Raw genomic sequence first — 16488 nt, forward strand, 5'->3', positions numbered from 1 at the left:
TCAGCCACGGGCGATCAGCGCCGCGTCGGCCTCGGCTTTTTCAGCCGCTTTCTGGCGGATGAGCTTTTCCAGCTCATCGACCAGGTTGTCATTGGTCAGCTTCTGCGCAGGCTTGCCGTCGATGTAGATCAGGTTCGGCGTGCCACCGGTGAGCCCCACATGGGCTTCCTTGGCCTCGCCGGGGCCATTCACCACGCAACCGATAACGGCGACGTCCAGCGGTACCAGCAGGTCTTCCAGGCGCCCTTCCAGCTCGTTCATGGTCTTGACCACATCGAAGTTCTGCCGCGAGCAGCTCGGGCAGGCGATGAAGTTGATGCCACGCGAACGCAGGTGCAGGGACTTGAGGATGTCGTAGCCGACCTTGACCTCTTCGACCGGGTCAGCTGCCAGCGAAATGCGAATAGTATCGCCAATCCCGTCGGCGAGCAGCATACCGAGGCCCACGGCGGATTTCACCGTGCCCGAGCGCAGGCCGCCGGCTTCGGTGATGCCCAGGTGCAGTGGCTGGATGATCTGCTTGGCCAGCAGGCGGTAGGCTTCGACGGCCATGAACACGTCGGAGGCCTTGACGCTGACCTTGAAATCCTGGAAATCCAGTCGGTCGAGGTGCTCGACGTGACGCATGGCCGATTCGACCAGCGCCGCCGGGGTCGGCTCGCCGTACTTTTTCTGCAGGTCTTTTTCCAGGGAACCGGCGTTGACGCCGATACGGATCGGGATACCGCGGTCGCGGGCGGCATCGACCACCGCACGCACGCGGTCTTCGCGACCGATGTTGCCCGGGTTGATGCGCAGGCAGTCGACACCCAGCTCGGCTACGCGCAGGGCAATGCGGTAGTCGAAATGGATGTCGGCGACCAGCGGTACGCTGACCTGTTGCTTGATCTTGCCGAAGGCCTCGGCAGCGTCCATGTCCGGTACCGAGACGCGCACGATGTCGACGCCGGCATCGACCAGGCGGTTGATCTGCGCCACGGTTGCGGCCACGTCATTGGTGTCGGTGTTGGTCATGCTCTGGACCGCGATGGGAGCATCGCCGCCAACAGGCACATTACCTACCCAGATTTTCCGGGATTCGCGACGTTTGATCGGAGATTCGCCGTGCATGACTTATTGTCCCAACTTCAGGCGAGCGGTCTCGCCACTGGTGAACGGCGCAACGTCGACAGGCTGGCCGTTGTAGCTGACCTGCACGCCGCGGGCAAAGCCCAGGCGTACCGAAAACGGCGGCTTGCCGGTCAGGTCCAGGCTGTCGCCCTTGCGCTTGATGGCGCTGAACAGCAGCTTGCCGTTGCCATCGGTGACCGAAGTCCAGCAATCGGCGTTGAATTGCATGTGCAGCTGGCCGCTACCGGCCGGGGCTGGAGCGGCAACAGCAGGAGCCGTTGGCACTGCGGCAACTGCGCTGTTGACCACCGGCGCCGCCGGCGCTGGCGCAGGTACAACCGGGGCCGCCGGGGCCACTGGTGTTACCGCAGTGCTGACAGCAGGGGCGGCAGGGGCAACAGGTGCGGCAACCGGGCTGAGCGGTGCTTGCTCAGCCGGTGCGGCGGCCACTTGCTCGGTTGGCGCCGGGGCCTGCTCGAGGTTCAGGGTAGTGCTTTCCGGTTGCTGACCAGCGGTCACTGCCTGGTCTTCAGGCTCGTCCAGCGGGTGAATCTGGGTGGTGCCATCGGCGCTTTCGACTTCGACGTGTTCCAGGGCCATGTTGGCCAGGTCCTTGCCACGCAGGCTGGTCTGGTCCTGCCACCAGAAGAAGCCGCCACCGATCACGACCACCAGCAGCACCAGGCTGACGATACGCAGGATGTTGTGGGACAGGCGCACCGGCTCTTCGATGCGGCCAAGGGCGTGCACGTCGCTGCCCTGGGCGTGGGTGCCGGTGCACTGGTCGAAGGCTTGCACCAGGGCGGCCTGGTCCATGTCCAGCAGCTTGGCATAGGCACGGATGTAGCCACGGGCAAAGGTATGCCCCGGCAGCTTGTCGAAGGCGCCGGCTTCAAGATTGTTCAGGGAACTCACGGTGAGGTTGAGCTTGCGGGCCACTTCGACCTGGGACCAGTCCCTGCTCTCGCGGGCCTGACGCAGGATTTCACCGGGATTTTCGCGAGTCGCTGCTGCTGCTTCGGGATGCGCCGCTTTCATCATTGCTCCGACAGGTATTGCTGATATTCCGGCGTACCGGGATAAAGTCGTTGTAATTGCAGGCCCAGTTCGCTGGCCTTGTTCCGTTCTTCGAAGACGCTGGCCAGGCGACTGCCCAGCAGCAGGCTGCGGGCACTGTGGTCGCTCAGCTGGCTGAAACGATCGTAGTAGTCACGGGCCGGCACATAATGCCTGTCTTCGTAAGACAACTCAGCCATTTCCAGCAACGCGCGCGGCTGCTGCTGGTTGAGTCGCAAAGCTTTTACCAGGTATTCCTGCGCTTCGGCGCGCTGTCCCAGCCTGAGCGCGGTCAGGCCGAGGTTCTCGAACACCCGGGAGCGTTCAGGATACAGGGTATCGGCCGCCGCTTGGGCAAACATCTGCTGCGCCTGGGCGTATTGCCCACGAGCATAAAGGAAACTGCCGTAATTGTTGCGAATTCGGCTGTCGTCCGGGCGGCTGGCCAGGGCCTTGCGAAAGTGCGCCTCGGCCAGTTCCGGCTCGTCTTCGGCCTGAAACACCAAAGCCAGGGCCGCATTGGCTGCGGCATCCTGGCTATCGAGGTCGAGGGCTTTTTTCAGCGGCGCTTTGGCCTGCTCGGTCAAACCTTGTTGCAAATAACCCAGGCCCAACTGCACATAGGCCTGTCGCGCCTGTTCGCGACCTTCACGACTGCCCAGCGCGTCCGAACTCCCGCCGGACACGCAACCTGCAAGCAGGGCGAGCGCCAGGATCGACAGCGCGAAGCGCAGGGTCATGGAGGTCCTCTCTTCAGTTGCGCGCGGCGCTTTCTTGCACTTCACCGTCGGCGTTCAACTGACGCACGGCGATATAGCGCTCGCTGCGGCGGGTACGGTCCATCACCTGGCCAACCAGCTGACCGCAAGCGGCGTCGATGTCTTCACCACGGGTGGTACGCACCGTGACGTTGTAACCGGCGTGATGCAGGTGGTCCTGGAAGCGGCGGATGGCATTGTTGCTCGGCCGCTCGTAACCGGAATGCGGGAACGGGTTGAACGGGATCAAGTTGATCTTGCACGGTACGTTCTTGAGCAGCTCGGCCATTTCCACGGCGTGTTCGAGCTTGTCGTTGACGTCCTTGAGCAGGGTGTACTCAATGGTCAGTACGCGCTTTTCGCCCAGTTGCGACATGTAGTTCATGCACGCTTCGAGCAGGACCTTGAGCGGGTACTTCTTGTTGATCGGCACCAGTTCGTTGCGCAGCGCATCGTTCGGCGCGTGCAGCGACAGGGCCAGGGAGACGTCGATGTGCTTGGCCAGCTCTTCGATCATCGGTACCACGCCGGAGGTGGACAGGGTCACCCGGCGCTTGGAAATGCCGTAGCCGAGGTCGTCCATCATCAGGTGCATGGCGGCGACCACGTTGTCGAAGTTCAGCAATGGCTCACCCATGCCCATCATCACCACGTTGGTGATGGCGCGGTCGATGGTGGCCGGCACGCTGCCGAACGACTTGTTGGCAATCCACACCTGGCCGATCACTTCGGCGGCGGTGAGGTTGCTGTTGAATCCTTGCTTGCCGGTGGAGCAGAAACTGCAGTCCAGGGCGCAACCGGCCTGGGACGAGACACACAATGTGCCACGCTTGCCCTGGGGGATGTACACGGTCTCGACGCAGCTGCCGGACGCCACGCGCACCACCCATTTACGGGTGCCGTCGCTGGAGATGTCCTCGCTGACCACTTCCGGACCGCGAATCTCGGCAACAGCCTTGAGCTTTTCGCGCAAGACCTTGCCGACATTCGTCATGGCGTCGAAATCATCGACGCCAAAGTGGTGAATCCATTTCATTACCTGACCGGCACGGAAACGCTTCTCCCCGATAGAGTCGAAGAATTTTTCCATTTCCGGCTGGGTTAGCCCCAACAGGTTAGTTTTGCCAGTCGATGTCGTCATGGATTCACCCTCACCCGTAAGCTTTCGCTTAGCGAGTGGTTACCTCGGTAGCTGCGAAGAAGTACGAGATTTCGCGAGCAGCAGCGGCTTCGGAGTCCGAACCGTGAACGGCGTTGGCGTCGATGGACTCGGCGAAGTCGGCGCGGATGGTGCCGGCAGCAGCTTCTTTAGGGTTGGTAGCGCCCATCAGCTCACGGTTCAGAGCGATGGCGTTTTCGCCTTCCAGAACCTGAACAACAACAGGGCCGGAGATCATGAAGGCAACCAGGTCACCGAAGAAACCGCGCTCTTTGTGCTCAGCGTAGAAGCCTTCGGCTTCGGCTTTGGACAGTTGCTTGAGCTTCGAGGCAACGACGCGCAGGCCGGCTTTTTCGAAACGGGTGGTGATCTCGCCGATCACGTTTTTAGCAACTGCGTCAGGCTTGATGATGGAGAAAGTACGTTGAACAGCCATGGTGAAACTCCAGAAACGTTGAGTGAAGCGAAAAATTAAACCCGCGAATTATACGCGGGTTCCAAGGGATTGCCTAACCTGCCGAGCGCGCTCAGTCGGCTTCTTCGATCCAGGCCGCCTGGATGGCTTCGAGAACCTTCTCGCCGCCACGCTGCGGATCGTCACTGAATTCCGGCAATGCCAGCACCCACTGGTGCAGATCGACGAAGTTCACATAACGAGGATCGACTTCCGGCTTGCTTTCGGCAAGCTGGATTGCAATCTCAAGTACATCAACCCATTTCAGACTCATGATGGCTCCAGGATCAATGCGGCGCTTCGGCAGCGTGGTTGAGCGAGTATTTCGGAATCTCGACAGTTACATCCTCTGTACCGACCAGCGCCTGACAGGTCAGGCGCGACGTTGGCTCAAGGCCCCAGGCGCGATCCAGGAAGTCCTCTTCCAGCTCGTCAGCCTCATTGAGCGAATTGAAACCTTCGCGAATGACGCAGTGGCACGTGGTACAGGCGCAGACGCCACCACAAGCGCTTTCGATCTCAATGTGGTTGTCATGGGCCACCTCGAGAATGGATTTCCCGGTCTCGGCCTCCACGACCATGCCTTCCGGGCAGAATCTCTCGTGGGGCAGAAAAATCACCTGCGGCATCAGTTATTCCTCGATCTCATTCAGGTTGCGCCCGGCCAAAGCGGCTTTTACCGTCGAATCAAGGCGACGGGCGGCAAAGGCATCGGTCACCTGCGACAGACGCTTGGTCTGTTGCTCGATGGCCGCGCCATCGGTGCCGTTGATCAAATCACGCAAGTCTTGCATCTGTTGCTCGATCGCCAGGCGCTCTTCGGCGTCCAGCAGGCGCTCGCCATCGGCGTCCAGGGCGCCCTGCACCGCTTCGAGCAGGCGCTCGGCGTCGACCTGGTGTTCGCGCAACTGGCGCGCCACCTTGTCGAAACCGGCATGTTCGAAGGAATCCTTGAGCATGCGGGCGATTTCGCCGTCGGTCAGGCCGTAGGACGGCTTGACCTGGATGCTCGATTCGACGCCCGAACCCAGCTCGCGCGCCGAAACGCTGAGCAGGCCGTCGGCATCGACCTGGAAGGTTACGCGGATCTTCGCCGCACCGGCGACCATCGCCGGAATGCCACGCAGTTCGAAGCGCGCCAGGGAGCGGCAGTCACTGATCAGTTCACGCTCGCCTTGCAGCACGTGAATCATCATGGCCGACTGGCCATCTTTGTAGGTGGTGAATTCCTGGGCGCGGGCAACCGGGATGGTGGTGTTGCGCGGAATCACCTTCTCCATCAGCCCACCCATGGTTTCCAGGCCCAGGGACAGCGGAATCACGTCAAGAAGCAGCAATTCGCCACCATCACGGCGGTTACCGGCCAGGGTATCGGCCTGGATAGCGGCGCCGATGGCGACCACCTGGTCCGGGTCGATTTCGGTCAGCGGGGTACGGCCAAACAGCGCGCCTACAGCCTCGCGCACACGCGGCACGCGGGTCGAACCACCGACCATTACCACTGCGGCGACCTCTTCGAGCTCGACGCCGCTGTCACGCACGGCACGGCGGCAGGCCTTGAGGCTGCGGGCGACCATCGGCTCGATCAGGGCATCAAAGGCGCCCCGGGTCAGCTCGGCCTGCCAGCTGCCATGGGCAACCGTCACCGAATCAGCATCAGTCAGGGCCTCTTTGGCCGCGCAGGCGGTTTGCAGCAACTGGCGCTGGGCACCCGGATCGAGGTCCGAGGACAGGCCGGCCTGCTCGACGATCCAGTTGGCGATAGCGTGGTCGAAGTCGTCGCCGCCCAGGGCGCTGTCGCCACCGGTGGCCAGCACTTCAAAGACCCCGCCCGTCAGGCGCAGGATCGATATATCGAAGGTACCGCCACCCAGGTCATAGATGGCCACCAGGCCTTCGGCATTCTGATCCAGGCCATAGGCCACGGCCGCCGCGGTCGGTTCGTTGAGCAGGCGCAATACGTTGAGGCCGGCCAGACGCGCGGCGTCCTTGGTGGCCTGGCGCTGGGCGTCGTCGAAATAGGCCGGCACGGTGATCACTGCGCCAACCAGCTCGCCGCCGAGGGTCTCTTCGGCGCGCTGGCGCAGCACCTTGAGGATATCGGCCGAGACTTCCACCGGGCTTTTCGGCCCCTGGACAGTGTCGATGAACGGCATATGCGACTCACCGCCGACAAAGCGGTACGGCAACTGCTCGCCCAGCTGCTTGACGTCTGCAAGGCCACGGCCCATCAGGCGCTTGACCGACAGCACCGTGTTGAGCGGGTCGCTGGAGGCGGCGTCGCGGGCGAGCTGGCCGACGTCGATGTGGTCGGCGTGATAGCGCACGGCGGACGGCAGGATAACCCGGCCTTGGGCATCCGGCAGGGGCTCGCTGCGGCCGCTGCGCAGGGCAGCAACCAGGGAATTGGTGGTACCTAGGTCAATACCCACCGCCAGGCGACGCTGGTGCGGCTGAGGGCTCTGACCGGGTTCGGCGATCTGCAGTAGGGCCATGCTTATCTGAATACCAGGGGCGCCGCCAGAAGCAGCGCCGGGTTAATCGTCGAGGCGCTCTTCCAGCTGGCGCACTTCGTAGGCGAGCTTGTCGAGAAACTGCATGCGGCGCATCAGGCGCTCGGCCTGTTCACGCTGCGCAGCATCATCCCAGCAGGCGGCGAAGTCCTCGTTGAGTGCTTCCTGGGCAGCTTTCAAGCGACGCTTGAACACGGCCACGCCATCGAGGTCGGCACTGTCCTGGAGGTCTTCGAGCTCTTCGCGCAGTTGCATCTGCTGGAAGAGGAACTCGGGATCATGGACGGTGACTTCCTGCGGTACTTCATGACCGCCGATCGCCAACAGGTAGCGGGCACGCCGGGGCGCGCTCTTGAGAGTCTGGTAAGCCTCGTTCAGCGCAGCCGAACGCTCCAGCGCAATGCGCTGTTCACGTTCGGAGGCATCGGCGAAGCGATCCGGATGGACCTCGCGGGCCAGCTCGCGATAGCGAACGGCCAGCTTGTCGAGGTCCAGACGGAAGCCAGGTTGCAGGTCAAACAGGGCGAAATGACAAGGAGTACCCACGCGCAGCCTCAGACGTTGAAGCTTTCGCCGCAGCCACACTCACCGCGCACGTTGGGGTTGTTGAACTTGAAGCCTTCGTTCAACCCTTCCTTGACGAAATCCAGCTCGGTACCGTCGAGGTACGTCAGGCTTTTCGGATCGATGATCACCTTCTCGCCATGGCTTTCGAAGACCAGGTCTTCGCTGTCCGGCTGATCGACGAACTCGAGCACATAGGCCAGGCCCGAGCAGCCAGTGGTGCGCACGCCAAGGCGAATACCTTCACCTTTGCCGCGTCCGTCGAGGGAGCGCCGCACATGTTTGGCGGCGGCTTCTGTCATGCTGATAGCCATCGAGACTCCTTACCTGCAACAGGCGACCTTAGAGCAAACCTTTCTTCTGCTTGTAATCGCGCACGGCCGCCTTGATGGCGTCCTCGGCGAGTACCGAGCAGTGGATTTTAACCGGCGGCAGCGCCAGCTCTTCGGCCAGCTGGGTGTTCTTGATGGTCTCGGCTTCGTCCAGGGTCTTGCCCTTCATCCACTCGGTAGCGAGGGAGCTGGAAGCGATGGCCGAACCGCAGCCGTAGGTCTTGAACTTGGCGTCTTCGATGACGCCCTGCTCGTTGACCTTGATCTGCAGGCGCATGACGTCGCCGCACGCCGGAGCGCCGACCATGCCGGTGCCGACATCCGGGTCCTCGGCATTCATCTTGCCGACGTTACGCGGGTTTTCGTAATGGTCGATGACCTTTTCACTGTATGCCATGGTGCAATTCCTTCCTCATCAGAGAGCCGCTCTTGCCGGCGACTACTTAGTGCGCAGCCCACTCGATCTTGGAGATGTCGACGCCGTCTTTGTACATATCCCACAGCGGCGACAATTCGCGCAGCTTGGTTACGGCCTCGCAAACCTTCTGCGCGGCGTAGTCGATTTCTTCTTCGGTGCTGAAACGACCGAAGGTGAAGCGGATCGAGCTGTGTGCCAGTTCGTCGTTGCGGCCCAGGGCACGCAGCACATAGGACGGCTCGAGCGAAGCCGAAGTACAGGCCGAGCCGGACGAAACGGCCAGGTCCTTGAGCGCCATGATCAGCGACTCGCCTTCGACGTAGTTGAAGCTCAGGTTCAGGTTGTGCGGAATGCGCGCGGTCATGCTGCCGTTGATGTACAGCTCTTCAAGGCCTTCGACCTGCTTGTAGAAGCGGTCGCTCAGGGCCTTGATGCGCACGTTCTCGCTGGCCATCAGCTCTTTGGCGATGGCGAAGGCTTCACCCATGCCGACGATCTGGTGGGTAGCCAGGGTGCCCGAACGCATGCCGCGCTCGTGACCGCCGCCGTGCATGGTGGCTTCCAGGCGCACGCGAGGCTTGCGGCTGACGTACAACGCGCCGATGCCTTTAGGGCCGTAGGTTTTGTGCGCCGAGAACGACATCAGGTCGACTTTCAGCTTCTGCAGGTCGATTTCGACCTTGCCGGTGGACTGCGCGGCATCGACGTGGAACATGACGCCGCGGGCGCGGGTCAGCTCGCCGATGGCGGCGATGTCGTTGATGGTGCCGATTTCGTTGTTCACGTGCATGATCGACACCAGGATGGTGTCTTCACGCAGGGCTGCTTCGACCATGGCCGGAGTGATCAGGCCATCGGCGCCCGGCTCGATGTAGGTGACTTCGAAGCCTTCACGCTCCAGCTGACGAGTGCTGTCCAGAACAGCCTTGTGCTCGATCTTGGAGGTGATCAGGTGCTTGCCCTTGGTGCTGTAGAAGTGCGCGACGCCCTTGATTGCCAGGTTGTCGGACTCGGTGGCACCGCTGGTCCAGACAATTTCCCGCGGGTCGGCATTGACCAGGTCAGCGACCTGGCGACGGGCGTTCTCGACCGCTTCTTCGGCTTTCCAGCCAAAGACGTGGGAGCGCGACGCCGGGTTACCGAAGTTCCCGTCGACCAGCAGGCAGTCGCTCATCTTCTGGGCAACGCGTGGATCGACCGGGGTGGTCGCGGAGTAATCGAGGTAGATCGGCAACTTCATTGAATATCTCCTATCAGGCGGTCGCGCCGCGCGTCGAAACGGTCATTCGACGGCAGACGTCTCAATCTTGTCCAGCTGCGTTGCCCGGCCTGCAATACGACGCAGGTCCTGGCGCTGGGCGACTTCTTGTACCTCACGGCGAGTGACAAGGTCAGCCAGGCTGATGCCGCTGAGGAATTCGTGAATCTGCTGGCTGAGGTCGCACCACAGGTGGTGGGTCAGGCAGGTGTCGCCGGCGTGGCAATCACCCAGGCCCTGGCAACGCGTGGCATCGACCGATTCGTTAACCGCATCGATGACCTGGGCGACCTGAATGCTCTCCATGCTTCGCGACAGCTGATAGCCGCCGCCAGGGCCGCGCACACTGGAAACCAGGCCGCTGCGGCGCAGCTTTGCAAACAGCTGCTCCAGATAAGAGAGGGAGATGCCTTGGCGCTCGGAAATGTCGGCCAGAGACACCGGCCCATTCTGCGCGTGCAACGCCAGGTCGAGCATGGCGGTCACGGCGTATCGGCCTTTTGTAGTCAGTCGCATGGCTAGTAGGTACCACGGGGTTACGGGATGGGAGCGAGTATGCTATTCCCGAGCATTTAAGTCAACTATAAGACCTAGTGCTTTAGTCGGGTTTACCGCAAGAGGGCGGCGGAATGATAGCAAACTAAGGGGCGCTTGCGCACGCCCCTTCTGTCAATGCGTCGACGCGTCGCTACGGGCCTCATCCTTGATCTCGGCGAAGTCTTCTTCACGCAAAGCCGGCAGCTCCTTGGCGCAGTAGTCGCTGCCCAGGTTCTTCAGCGCGCCGCACATGTCCTCCAGGCGTCCGTCGACAGCCTGCAGGTGGTCGAGCAACTGACCAATGGCGCGAGCCACCGGGTCGGGCATGTCCTCGCTGACACCATAGGCATCGAAGCCGATCTTCTCGGCCATGGCCTTGCGCCTGGCCTCGACCTCGGCATCGGTCTTGACGATGATCCGCCCCGGGATACCCACGGCGGTCGCACCGGCCGGCACCGCCTTGGTCACCACCGCGTTGGAGCCGATCTTGGCCCCGGCGCCGACAGTGAACGGCCCCAGCACCTTGGCCCCGGCACCGACGACAACGCCATCTTCCAGGGTCGGGTGACGCTTGCCCTTGTTCCAGGTGGTGCCCCCCAGGGTCACGCCCTGGTACAGGGTGACGTCGTCGCCAATCTCGGCGGTTTCGCCGATGACGATACCCATGCCGTGGTCAATGAAAAAGCGTCGGCCAACCTTGGCGCCGGGGTGAATCTCGATCCCGGTCAGCCAGCGGCCGAAGTTCGACACCAGCCGGGCCAGCCACTTCCAGTCCCGCCGCCACAGGGCGTGCGCCGCGCGGTGCAGCCAGATTGCGTGCATGCCCGGGTAGCAGGTCAGCACTTCAAAGGCATTGCGCGCCGCCGGATCACGGTGGAAAACGCTCTGGATATCTTCACGCAGACGCTCGAACATCTATTGATCCTTCCGCTTATGCGGTTCGCCACGGGCCGCTTTCTGGGTTTCCGTGAGAATGCCGCGCAAAATACTCATTTCCGAACGATCGACCGAGCTGCGCCCATACAACCGACGCAGGCGCGGCATCAGGTGCTTGGGCTTCTGCGGGTCGAGAAAGCCGATAGCGACCAGGGTCTTTTCCAGGTGCTCGTAGAACAGCTCCATTTCATCCATGGTCGCCAGCTCGCTGCTGCGCTCCGACGCCACGTCGATTTTTTCCGACTTCAACGACTGCCCTTCCAGCGCCAGCCAGGCCATGCGCACTTCATAGGACAGCACTTGCACCGCGGCACCGAGGTTCAGCGAGCTGAAGTCCGGGTTCGAGGGAATGTGCACATGAAAGTGGCAACGCTGCAGCTCTTCGTTGGTCAGGCCCGCGTGCTCACGACCAAACACCAGGGCGATCTCCTCGCCCTGGGTGGCATGCTCGATGACTTTGCTGGCGCACTCGCGCGGATCGACCAGCGGCCAGGGGATGCGCCGCTCGCGGGCACTGGTGCCAAACACCAGGTTGCAACCGACCAGCGCATCTTCGAGGCTGGCGACCACTTGCGCACCGGCCAGCACGTCATCGGCACCCGACGCACGGGCATCGGCCTCGGGGGACGGGAAACTCTGCGGGTCGACCAGCACCAGCCGCGACAAGCCCATGTTTTTCATGGCACGCGCAGCGCCGCCGATATTGCCGGGGTGGCTGGTATTGACCAGAACAACACGAATATTTTGCAGCAAGGCGAGCGCTCACAGACGTTGCGAAGGGGGAGCAAATCTTACAGAAGCGACCGACTTTACGCTACGAAAGCAAATGTCACCCTTCTTCGCGCAAAGTTTTCTGCTAGAATGTTCGGCTTTCTTTAACGACCCAGGTGAAACGTCCATGCAGCCCATGCTGAATATCGCGCTGCGCGCCGCCCGCAGCGCCAGTGAATTGATTTTCCGCTCCATCGAGCGCCTGGATAGCATCAAGGTTGATGAAAAAGACGCCAAGGATTACGTCTCCGAAGTCGATCGCGCCGCAGAGCAGAAAATCATCGATGCCCTGCGCAAGGCCTACCCGAACCACTCCATCTACGGCGAAGAAACCGGCCTGCATGCCGGTAGCGGCGAAGAAGGCAAGGACTACCTGTGGATCATCGACCCACTGGATGGCACCACCAACTTCCTGCGTGGCGTTCCGCACTTTGCTGTCAGCATTGCCTGCAAATACCGTGGCCGCCTTGAGCACGCCGTGGTACTGGACCCTGTCCGCCAGGAAGAATTCACCGCCAGCCGTGGCCGTGGCGCCCAGCTGAACGGTCGTCGCCTGCGCGTCAGCCCTCGCACCAGCCTGGAAGGCGCCCTGCTGGGTACCGGCTTCCCGTTCCGCGACAACCAGATGGCTGACCTGGACAACTACCTGGGCATGTTCCGCGCCCTGGTCGGCCAGACCGCCGGCATCCGCCGCGCCGGTGCTGCCAGCCTGGACCTGGCCTACGTTGCCGCCGGTCGTTTCGATGCCTTCTGGGAATCGGGCCTGTCGGAGTGGGACATGGCTGCAGGCGCGCTGCTGATCCAGGAAGCTGGCGGCCTGGTGAGCGACTTCACCGGTGGCCACGACTTCCTCGAGAAGGGTCACATCGTTGCCGGCAACACCAAGTGCTTCAAGGCCGTCCTGACTGCTATCCAGCCGCACCTGCCTGCTTCGATCAAACGCTAAGTTCGATCGAACACAAAAAAAGCACCCTTCGGGGTGCTTTTTTTTGGCCTTATGAACCACCTTCTCTCTGTGGGAGCTGGCTTGCCAGCGATGAGGCCGGTATAGCCAACACTGTAGCCGGTGCCTGGATTACGACCGCTTCGCGCTCGATCGCCGGCAAGGCCAGCTCCCACAGAGACCGCGCCGTTACTGGCCTGGCTGGGCCTGGCTCAGCACCAGCTTGCCTTCTTTATCCAGCGGAATTTGCGAGCCTGGGTCACGGTCCATGCGCACCTGACCGACCTTGTCGCCGATCGAATACTTCACGTCATAGCCAACAACCTTCTCGCTCAGGTCATTGACCGTGTTGCAGCGGGTTTGCGTAGTGGTGTAGGTATCACGCTCCTGCATGCCTTCCTGCACCTTGTTGCCGGCATAGCCGCCACCGACCGCACCGGCCACGGTAGCGATCTTTTTACCGGTGCCGCCGCCGATCTGGTTACCCAGCAGGCCACCTGCCAGGGCACCGACCACGGTACCGGCGATCTGGTGCTGATCCTTCACCGGCGCCTGACGCGTCACGGTGACGTCCTTGCACACTTCACGGGGTGTCTTGACCGTCTGCTTGACCGGTTGCACCGCCAACACCTCGGCGTATTCCGGCCCGCCCTTGACCAGGCTGTAGGTGGCAACAGCACCTCCGGCTGTTACACCGACAGCACCCAGAACCGCACCCACCAGCATCGACTTGTTCACGTGAACCTCCTGATCGTACCTGCGGAACATTGCCCGCCTTCTCCCTGCCTTGGAGCATAAAAAAAGGCGCGAGTTCAACACTCGCGCCTTTTTGTACGACCCACAATGTGGGAAAACCCTTATGGACGTTCGTCCACACCTTCGGCTTTCACCGTCGGGATCAGGTCTTCACTGTTCAGGTTGAGCCAGATCAGCACCACGTTGGCGATGTAGATCGACGAGTAGGTACCGGCCATGACACCGATGAACAGCGCCAGGGAGAAGCCCCACAGGTTGTCGCCACCGAAGAACAGCAGTGCGGCAATGGCCAGCAAGGTCGATACCGACGTCGCCACGGTCCGCAGCAGGGTCTGGGTGGTCGAGATATTGATGTTCTCGATCAGCGAGGCCTTGCGCAGTACCCGGAAGTTCTCACGCACCCGGTCGAACACAACGATGGTGTCGTTGAGCGAGTAACCGATGATCGCCAGCACCGCCGCCAGCACCGTCAAGTCGAAGGTGATCTGGAAGAACGAAAGGATACCCATGGTCACGACCACGTCGTGGATCAGCGACAGGATCGCACCCAGGGCGAACTTCCACTGAAAGCGGAAGGCCAGGTAGATCATGATGCCGCCCAGGGCCAGCAACATGCCCAGGCCGCCCTGGTCGCGCAGCTCTTCACCGACCTGCGGGCCAACGAATTCGACGCGCTTGACCACAGCCGGGTTGTCGGTACTGACCTTTTGCAGCGCCTCGGACACACGATTACCCAGCAGCGGGTCATCGCCAGGCATGCGCACCAGCAGGTCGGTAGTCGCACCGAAGCTCTGCACCACGGCATCCTGGAAGCCGGCCTTGACCAGCTCCTCACGGACCTGGCCGAGGTTGGCCGGACGCTCGTAGGTCAGCTCGATGAGCGTACCGCCGGTGAAGTCCAGGCCGAAGTTGAGCCCTTTGTAGAACCAGCTGAACAGCGCCAGCACGGTCAGAAGCAGGGTGATGCCGAACGCAAGGTTGCGCACACCCATGAAGTTGATGGTACGTAACATGGCAGCCCCTTAAACCCACAGCTTCTTGATATCACGCCCGCCGCAGGTCAGGTTGACCATTGCGCGGGTAACCATGACGGCCGTGAACATCGAGGTGAAAATCCCGAGGGACATGGTAACCGCGAAGCCCTTGACCGGGCCGGTACCCATGGCGAAGAGGATGCCGCCGACCAGCAAGGTGGTCAGGTTGGCGTCGACAATCGCCGTGTAGGCACGGTTGAAGCCTTCGTGGATGGCGCGTTGCACCGACATGCCATTGGCCAGCTCTTCGCGGATCCGCGAGAAGATCAGCACGTTGGCGTCGACCGCCATACCCATGGTCAGGACGATACCGGCGATACCTGGCAGGGTCAGCGTCGCCCCCAGCAGGGACATCAGCGCCAGCAGCATGACCATGTTACCGGCCAGGGCGATGGTCGCGATCAGGCCGAAGAAGCGGTAGATGGCCATGATGAACAGCGAGACGAACAGCATGCCCCACAGGGAAGCGTCGATACCCTTGGTGATGTTGTCGGCACCCAGGCTCGGGCCGATGGTGCGCTCTTCAGCGAAGTACATCGGCGCCGCCAGGCCACCGGCACGCAGCAGCAGGGCCAGTTCCGACGATTCGCCCTGACCGTTCAGGCCAGTGATACGGAACTGGCTGCCCAGTGGCGACTGAATGGTCGCCAGGCTGATGATCTTCTTCTCTTCGGTGAAGGTCTGCACGGCAACGTCTTTCTCGACGCCGTCGACCATCTGCTTGACGTAGCGCGTGGTAGGACGCTGTTCGATGAAGATAACCGCCATGCTGCGACCGACGTTGCTACGGGTAGCGCGGCTCATCAGCTCGCCGCCATGACCATCCAGACGGATGTTCACTTGCGGACGGCCTTGCTCGTCGAAGCTGGCCTGAGCGTCGGTGACCTGGTCACCGGTGATGATCAGCCCACGCTCGACCGCCGCCGAACGACCGCCTTCGCGGAACTCGAAGGTTTCGGTGGTGGCTTTCGAGGCACCAGGCTCAGCGCCCAGGCGGAATTCGAGGTTGGCGGTCTTGCCGAGAATACGCTTGGCTTCGGCGGTGTCCTGCACGCCTGGCAGCTCGACCACGATGCGGTTGGCACCCTGGCGCTGAACCAGTGGCTCGGCTACACCCAGCTCGTTGACGCGGTTACGTACCGTGGTCAGGTTCTGCTTGATCGAGTATTCACGGATTTCCGCGACCTTGGCCGGGGTAATCGCCAGGCGCAGCACGGACAGGCCGTTACGCTCGGTGGTGGTCAGCTCGAAATCATTGAAATTCTTGCGGATCAGGCTACGGGCCTGTTCGCGGGATTCATCATCGGAGAAGCCCAGCTGGATGCCGCCATCTTGTTGCGGCAGGCTGCGGTAGCGCACGCGCTCTTTGCGCAGCAGGCTTTTGACTTCGCCTTCGTAGACTTTCAGGCGGGCCGACATGGCCTTGTCCATGTCCACTTCAAGCAGGAAGTGCACACCACCGGAAAGGTCCAGACCCAGCTTCATCGGGCTTGCGCCCAGGTTGCGCAGCCATTGCGGGGTAGTCGGGGCCAGGTTGAGCGCTACTACATAGTCGTCGCCCAGTGCCTTGCGCACTACGTCCTTGGCTGGCAGTTGGTCTTCCTGTTTGGTCAGGCGCACCAGGCCAACCTTGCCCTTCTCGCCCAGGCTTGCAGCCTTGACCTGGATACCGGACTCATTGAGCGCTTTGCTCACGCGGTCCAGATCGGCCTGAGTGACCTGCAGTGCAGTACTGGCACCGCTGACCTGAACGGCCGGATCATCAGGGTAGAGGTTGGGAGCGGAATAAATAAAACCGATCGCCAGTACCACCAGGATCAGTGCGTATTTCCACAGAGGGTATTTGTTCAGCATCACGCCGCCCGTTCAAGACGCGGGGCGCCTTGCGC

19 protein-coding genes are annotated in these 16488 nt (G+C 61.9%); 1 reads left to right on the plus strand and 18 read right to left on the minus strand.

Features of this window, described 5'->3' with window-relative positions; all coding sequences use genetic code 11:
* The 15 genes from ispG to trmJ all read right to left on the minus strand — a co-directional run bounded on the left by ispG (position 1) and on the right by trmJ (position 11848).
* Positions 1-1110, minus strand: a complete 1110-nt coding sequence (gene ispG, locus JV241A_RS20425) for a flavodoxin-dependent (E)-4-hydroxy-3-methylbut-2-enyl-diphosphate synthase (RefSeq protein WP_115088636.1) — start codon at positions 1108-1110, stop codon at positions 1-3.
* Between the two features lie 3 nt (positions 1111-1113).
* Entirely contained in the window at positions 1114-2148 is a 1035-nt protein-coding gene (locus JV241A_RS20430; RefSeq protein ID WP_134064205.1) for a RodZ family helix-turn-helix domain-containing protein, read from the minus strand.
* A complete protein-coding gene (gene pilW / locus JV241A_RS20435) occupies positions 2148-2906 on the minus strand; it encodes a type IV pilus biogenesis/stability protein PilW (protein ID WP_134064207.1) in 759 nt (252 codons plus the stop codon). Before pilW ends, JV241A_RS20430 begins: the two co-directional genes overlap by 1 nt.
* 13 nt (positions 2907-2919) lie before the next feature.
* Positions 2920-4065, minus strand: a complete 1146-nt coding sequence (rlmN, locus tag JV241A_RS20440) for a 23S rRNA (adenine(2503)-C(2))-methyltransferase RlmN (protein ID WP_134064209.1) — start codon at positions 4063-4065, stop codon at positions 2920-2922.
* Between the two features lie 28 nt (positions 4066-4093).
* Positions 4094-4519: a nucleoside-diphosphate kinase gene (gene ndk, locus JV241A_RS20445; protein ID WP_007964426.1), complete on the minus strand. Its 426-nt coding sequence runs from the start codon at positions 4517-4519 to the stop codon at positions 4094-4096.
* Between the two features lie 91 nt (positions 4520-4610).
* Positions 4611-4811, minus strand: coding sequence for a Fe-S cluster assembly protein IscX (gene iscX / locus JV241A_RS20450; RefSeq protein ID WP_028942766.1), 201 nt, complete (start codon positions 4809-4811; stop codon positions 4611-4613).
* Positions 4812-4824: 13 nt separating this feature from the next.
* Positions 4825-5166, minus strand: a complete 342-nt coding sequence (fdx, locus tag JV241A_RS20455) for an ISC system 2Fe-2S type ferredoxin (protein ID WP_134064211.1) — start codon at positions 5164-5166, stop codon at positions 4825-4827.
* Between the two features lie 3 nt (positions 5167-5169).
* Positions 5170-7032, minus strand: coding sequence for a Fe-S protein assembly chaperone HscA (hscA, locus tag JV241A_RS20460; RefSeq protein WP_115088640.1), 1863 nt, complete (start codon positions 7030-7032; stop codon positions 5170-5172).
* Positions 7033-7074: 42 nt separating this feature from the next.
* A complete protein-coding gene (gene hscB / locus JV241A_RS20465) occupies positions 7075-7596 on the minus strand; it encodes a co-chaperone HscB (protein WP_134064213.1) in 522 nt (173 codons plus the stop codon).
* 8 nt (positions 7597-7604) lie between these two features.
* Positions 7605-7928: an iron-sulfur cluster assembly protein IscA gene (gene iscA, locus JV241A_RS20470; RefSeq protein WP_010223463.1), complete on the minus strand. Its 324-nt coding sequence runs from the start codon at positions 7926-7928 to the stop codon at positions 7605-7607.
* Between the two features lie 28 nt (positions 7929-7956).
* Positions 7957-8343, minus strand: coding sequence for a Fe-S cluster assembly scaffold IscU (gene iscU, locus JV241A_RS20475; protein WP_002552476.1), 387 nt, complete (start codon positions 8341-8343; stop codon positions 7957-7959).
* 46 nt (positions 8344-8389) lie between these two features.
* Positions 8390-9604 carry an IscS subfamily cysteine desulfurase gene (locus tag JV241A_RS20480; RefSeq protein WP_115088642.1) on the minus strand — a complete coding sequence of 405 codons (1215 nt, stop codon included), beginning with the start codon at positions 9602-9604 and terminating at the stop codon, positions 8390-8392.
* Between the two features lie 42 nt (positions 9605-9646).
* Positions 9647-10138: a Fe-S cluster assembly transcriptional regulator IscR gene (gene iscR, locus JV241A_RS20485; protein WP_115088643.1), complete on the minus strand. Its 492-nt coding sequence runs from the start codon at positions 10136-10138 to the stop codon at positions 9647-9649.
* Between the two features lie 153 nt (positions 10139-10291).
* The gene (cysE, locus tag JV241A_RS20490; protein WP_115088644.1) at positions 10292-11074 is read right to left on the minus strand and encodes a serine O-acetyltransferase; all 783 of its coding nucleotides are present in this window, start codon (positions 11072-11074) and stop codon (positions 10292-10294) included.
* On the minus strand, positions 11075-11848 hold the full coding sequence (gene trmJ, locus JV241A_RS20495; RefSeq protein ID WP_115088645.1) for a tRNA (cytosine(32)/uridine(32)-2'-O)-methyltransferase TrmJ: 774 nt from the start codon (positions 11846-11848) through the stop codon (positions 11075-11077).
* A gap of 145 nt (positions 11849-11993) precedes the next feature.
* Between trmJ and suhB the strand changes: the two genes are divergently transcribed.
* Entirely contained in the window at positions 11994-12812 is an 819-nt protein-coding gene (suhB, locus tag JV241A_RS20500; protein ID WP_010223469.1) for an inositol-phosphate phosphatase, read from the plus strand.
* A 186-nt stretch (positions 12813-12998) separates the two neighbouring features.
* Here the strand turns inward: suhB and JV241A_RS20505 are convergent, their stop codons facing one another.
* The 3 genes from JV241A_RS20505 to secD all read right to left on the minus strand — a co-directional run bounded on the left by JV241A_RS20505 (position 12999) and on the right by secD (position 16453).
* Positions 12999-13547: a glycine zipper 2TM domain-containing protein gene (locus JV241A_RS20505; RefSeq protein WP_115088646.1), complete on the minus strand. Its 549-nt coding sequence runs from the start codon at positions 13545-13547 to the stop codon at positions 12999-13001.
* Between the two features lie 119 nt (positions 13548-13666).
* On the minus strand, positions 13667-14578 hold the full coding sequence (gene secF, locus JV241A_RS20510) for a protein translocase subunit SecF (RefSeq protein ID WP_115088647.1): 912 nt from the start codon (positions 14576-14578) through the stop codon (positions 13667-13669).
* A gap of 9 nt (positions 14579-14587) precedes the next feature.
* Positions 14588-16453 carry a protein translocase subunit SecD gene (secD, locus tag JV241A_RS20515; RefSeq protein ID WP_115088648.1) on the minus strand — a complete coding sequence of 622 codons (1866 nt, stop codon included), beginning with the start codon at positions 16451-16453 and terminating at the stop codon, positions 14588-14590.
* Positions 16454-16488: the final 35 nt, after the last annotated feature.

The sequence above is a fragment of the Pseudomonas sp. JV241A genome (assembly GCF_900275665.1).
Classification (GTDB): domain Bacteria; phylum Pseudomonadota; class Gammaproteobacteria; order Pseudomonadales; family Pseudomonadaceae; genus Aquipseudomonas; species Aquipseudomonas wadenswilerensis.

What these genes read in the sequence shown, in the direction of transcription:
- ispG (WP_115088636.1), bottom strand. Translation starts at nt 1,110, where the DNA reads ATGCACGGCGAATCTCCGATCAAACGTCGCGAATCCCGGAAAATCTGG.
- JV241A_RS20430 (WP_134064205.1), bottom strand. Translation starts at nt 2,148, where the DNA reads ATGAAAGCGGCGCATCCCGAAGCAGCAGCAGCGACTCGCGAAAATCCC.
- pilW (WP_134064207.1), bottom strand. Translation starts at nt 2,906, where the DNA reads ATGACCCTGCGCTTCGCGCTGTCGATCCTGGCGCTCGCCCTGCTTGCA.
- rlmN (WP_134064209.1), bottom strand. Translation starts at nt 4,065, where the DNA reads ATGACGACATCGACTGGCAAAACTAACCTGTTGGGGCTAACCCAGCCG.
- ndk (WP_007964426.1), bottom strand. Translation starts at nt 4,519, where the DNA reads ATGGCTGTTCAACGTACTTTCTCCATCATCAAGCCTGACGCAGTTGCT.
- iscX (WP_028942766.1), bottom strand. Translation starts at nt 4,811, where the DNA reads ATGAGTCTGAAATGGGTTGATGTACTTGAGATTGCAATCCAGCTTGCC.
- fdx (WP_134064211.1), bottom strand. Translation starts at nt 5,166, where the DNA reads ATGCCGCAGGTGATTTTTCTGCCCCACGAGAGATTCTGCCCGGAAGGC.
- hscA (WP_115088640.1), bottom strand. Translation starts at nt 7,032, where the DNA reads ATGGCCCTACTGCAGATCGCCGAACCCGGTCAGAGCCCTCAGCCGCAC.
- iscA (WP_010223463.1), bottom strand. Translation starts at nt 7,928, where the DNA reads ATGGCTATCAGCATGACAGAAGCCGCCGCCAAACATGTGCGGCGCTCC.
- iscU (WP_002552476.1), bottom strand. Translation starts at nt 8,343, where the DNA reads ATGGCATACAGTGAAAAGGTCATCGACCATTACGAAAACCCGCGTAAC.
- JV241A_RS20480 (WP_115088642.1), bottom strand. Translation starts at nt 9,604, where the DNA reads ATGAAGTTGCCGATCTACCTCGATTACTCCGCGACCACCCCGGTCGAT.
- iscR (WP_115088643.1), bottom strand. Translation starts at nt 10,138, where the DNA reads ATGCGACTGACTACAAAAGGCCGATACGCCGTGACCGCCATGCTCGAC.
- cysE (WP_115088644.1), bottom strand. Translation starts at nt 11,074, where the DNA reads ATGTTCGAGCGTCTGCGTGAAGATATCCAGAGCGTTTTCCACCGTGAT.
- suhB (WP_010223469.1), top strand. Translation starts at nt 11,994, where the DNA reads ATGCAGCCCATGCTGAATATCGCGCTGCGCGCCGCCCGCAGCGCCAGT.
- secF (WP_115088647.1), bottom strand. Translation starts at nt 14,578, where the DNA reads ATGTTACGTACCATCAACTTCATGGGTGTGCGCAACCTTGCGTTCGGC.
- secD (WP_115088648.1), bottom strand. Translation starts at nt 16,453, where the DNA reads ATGCTGAACAAATACCCTCTGTGGAAATACGCACTGATCCTGGTGGTA.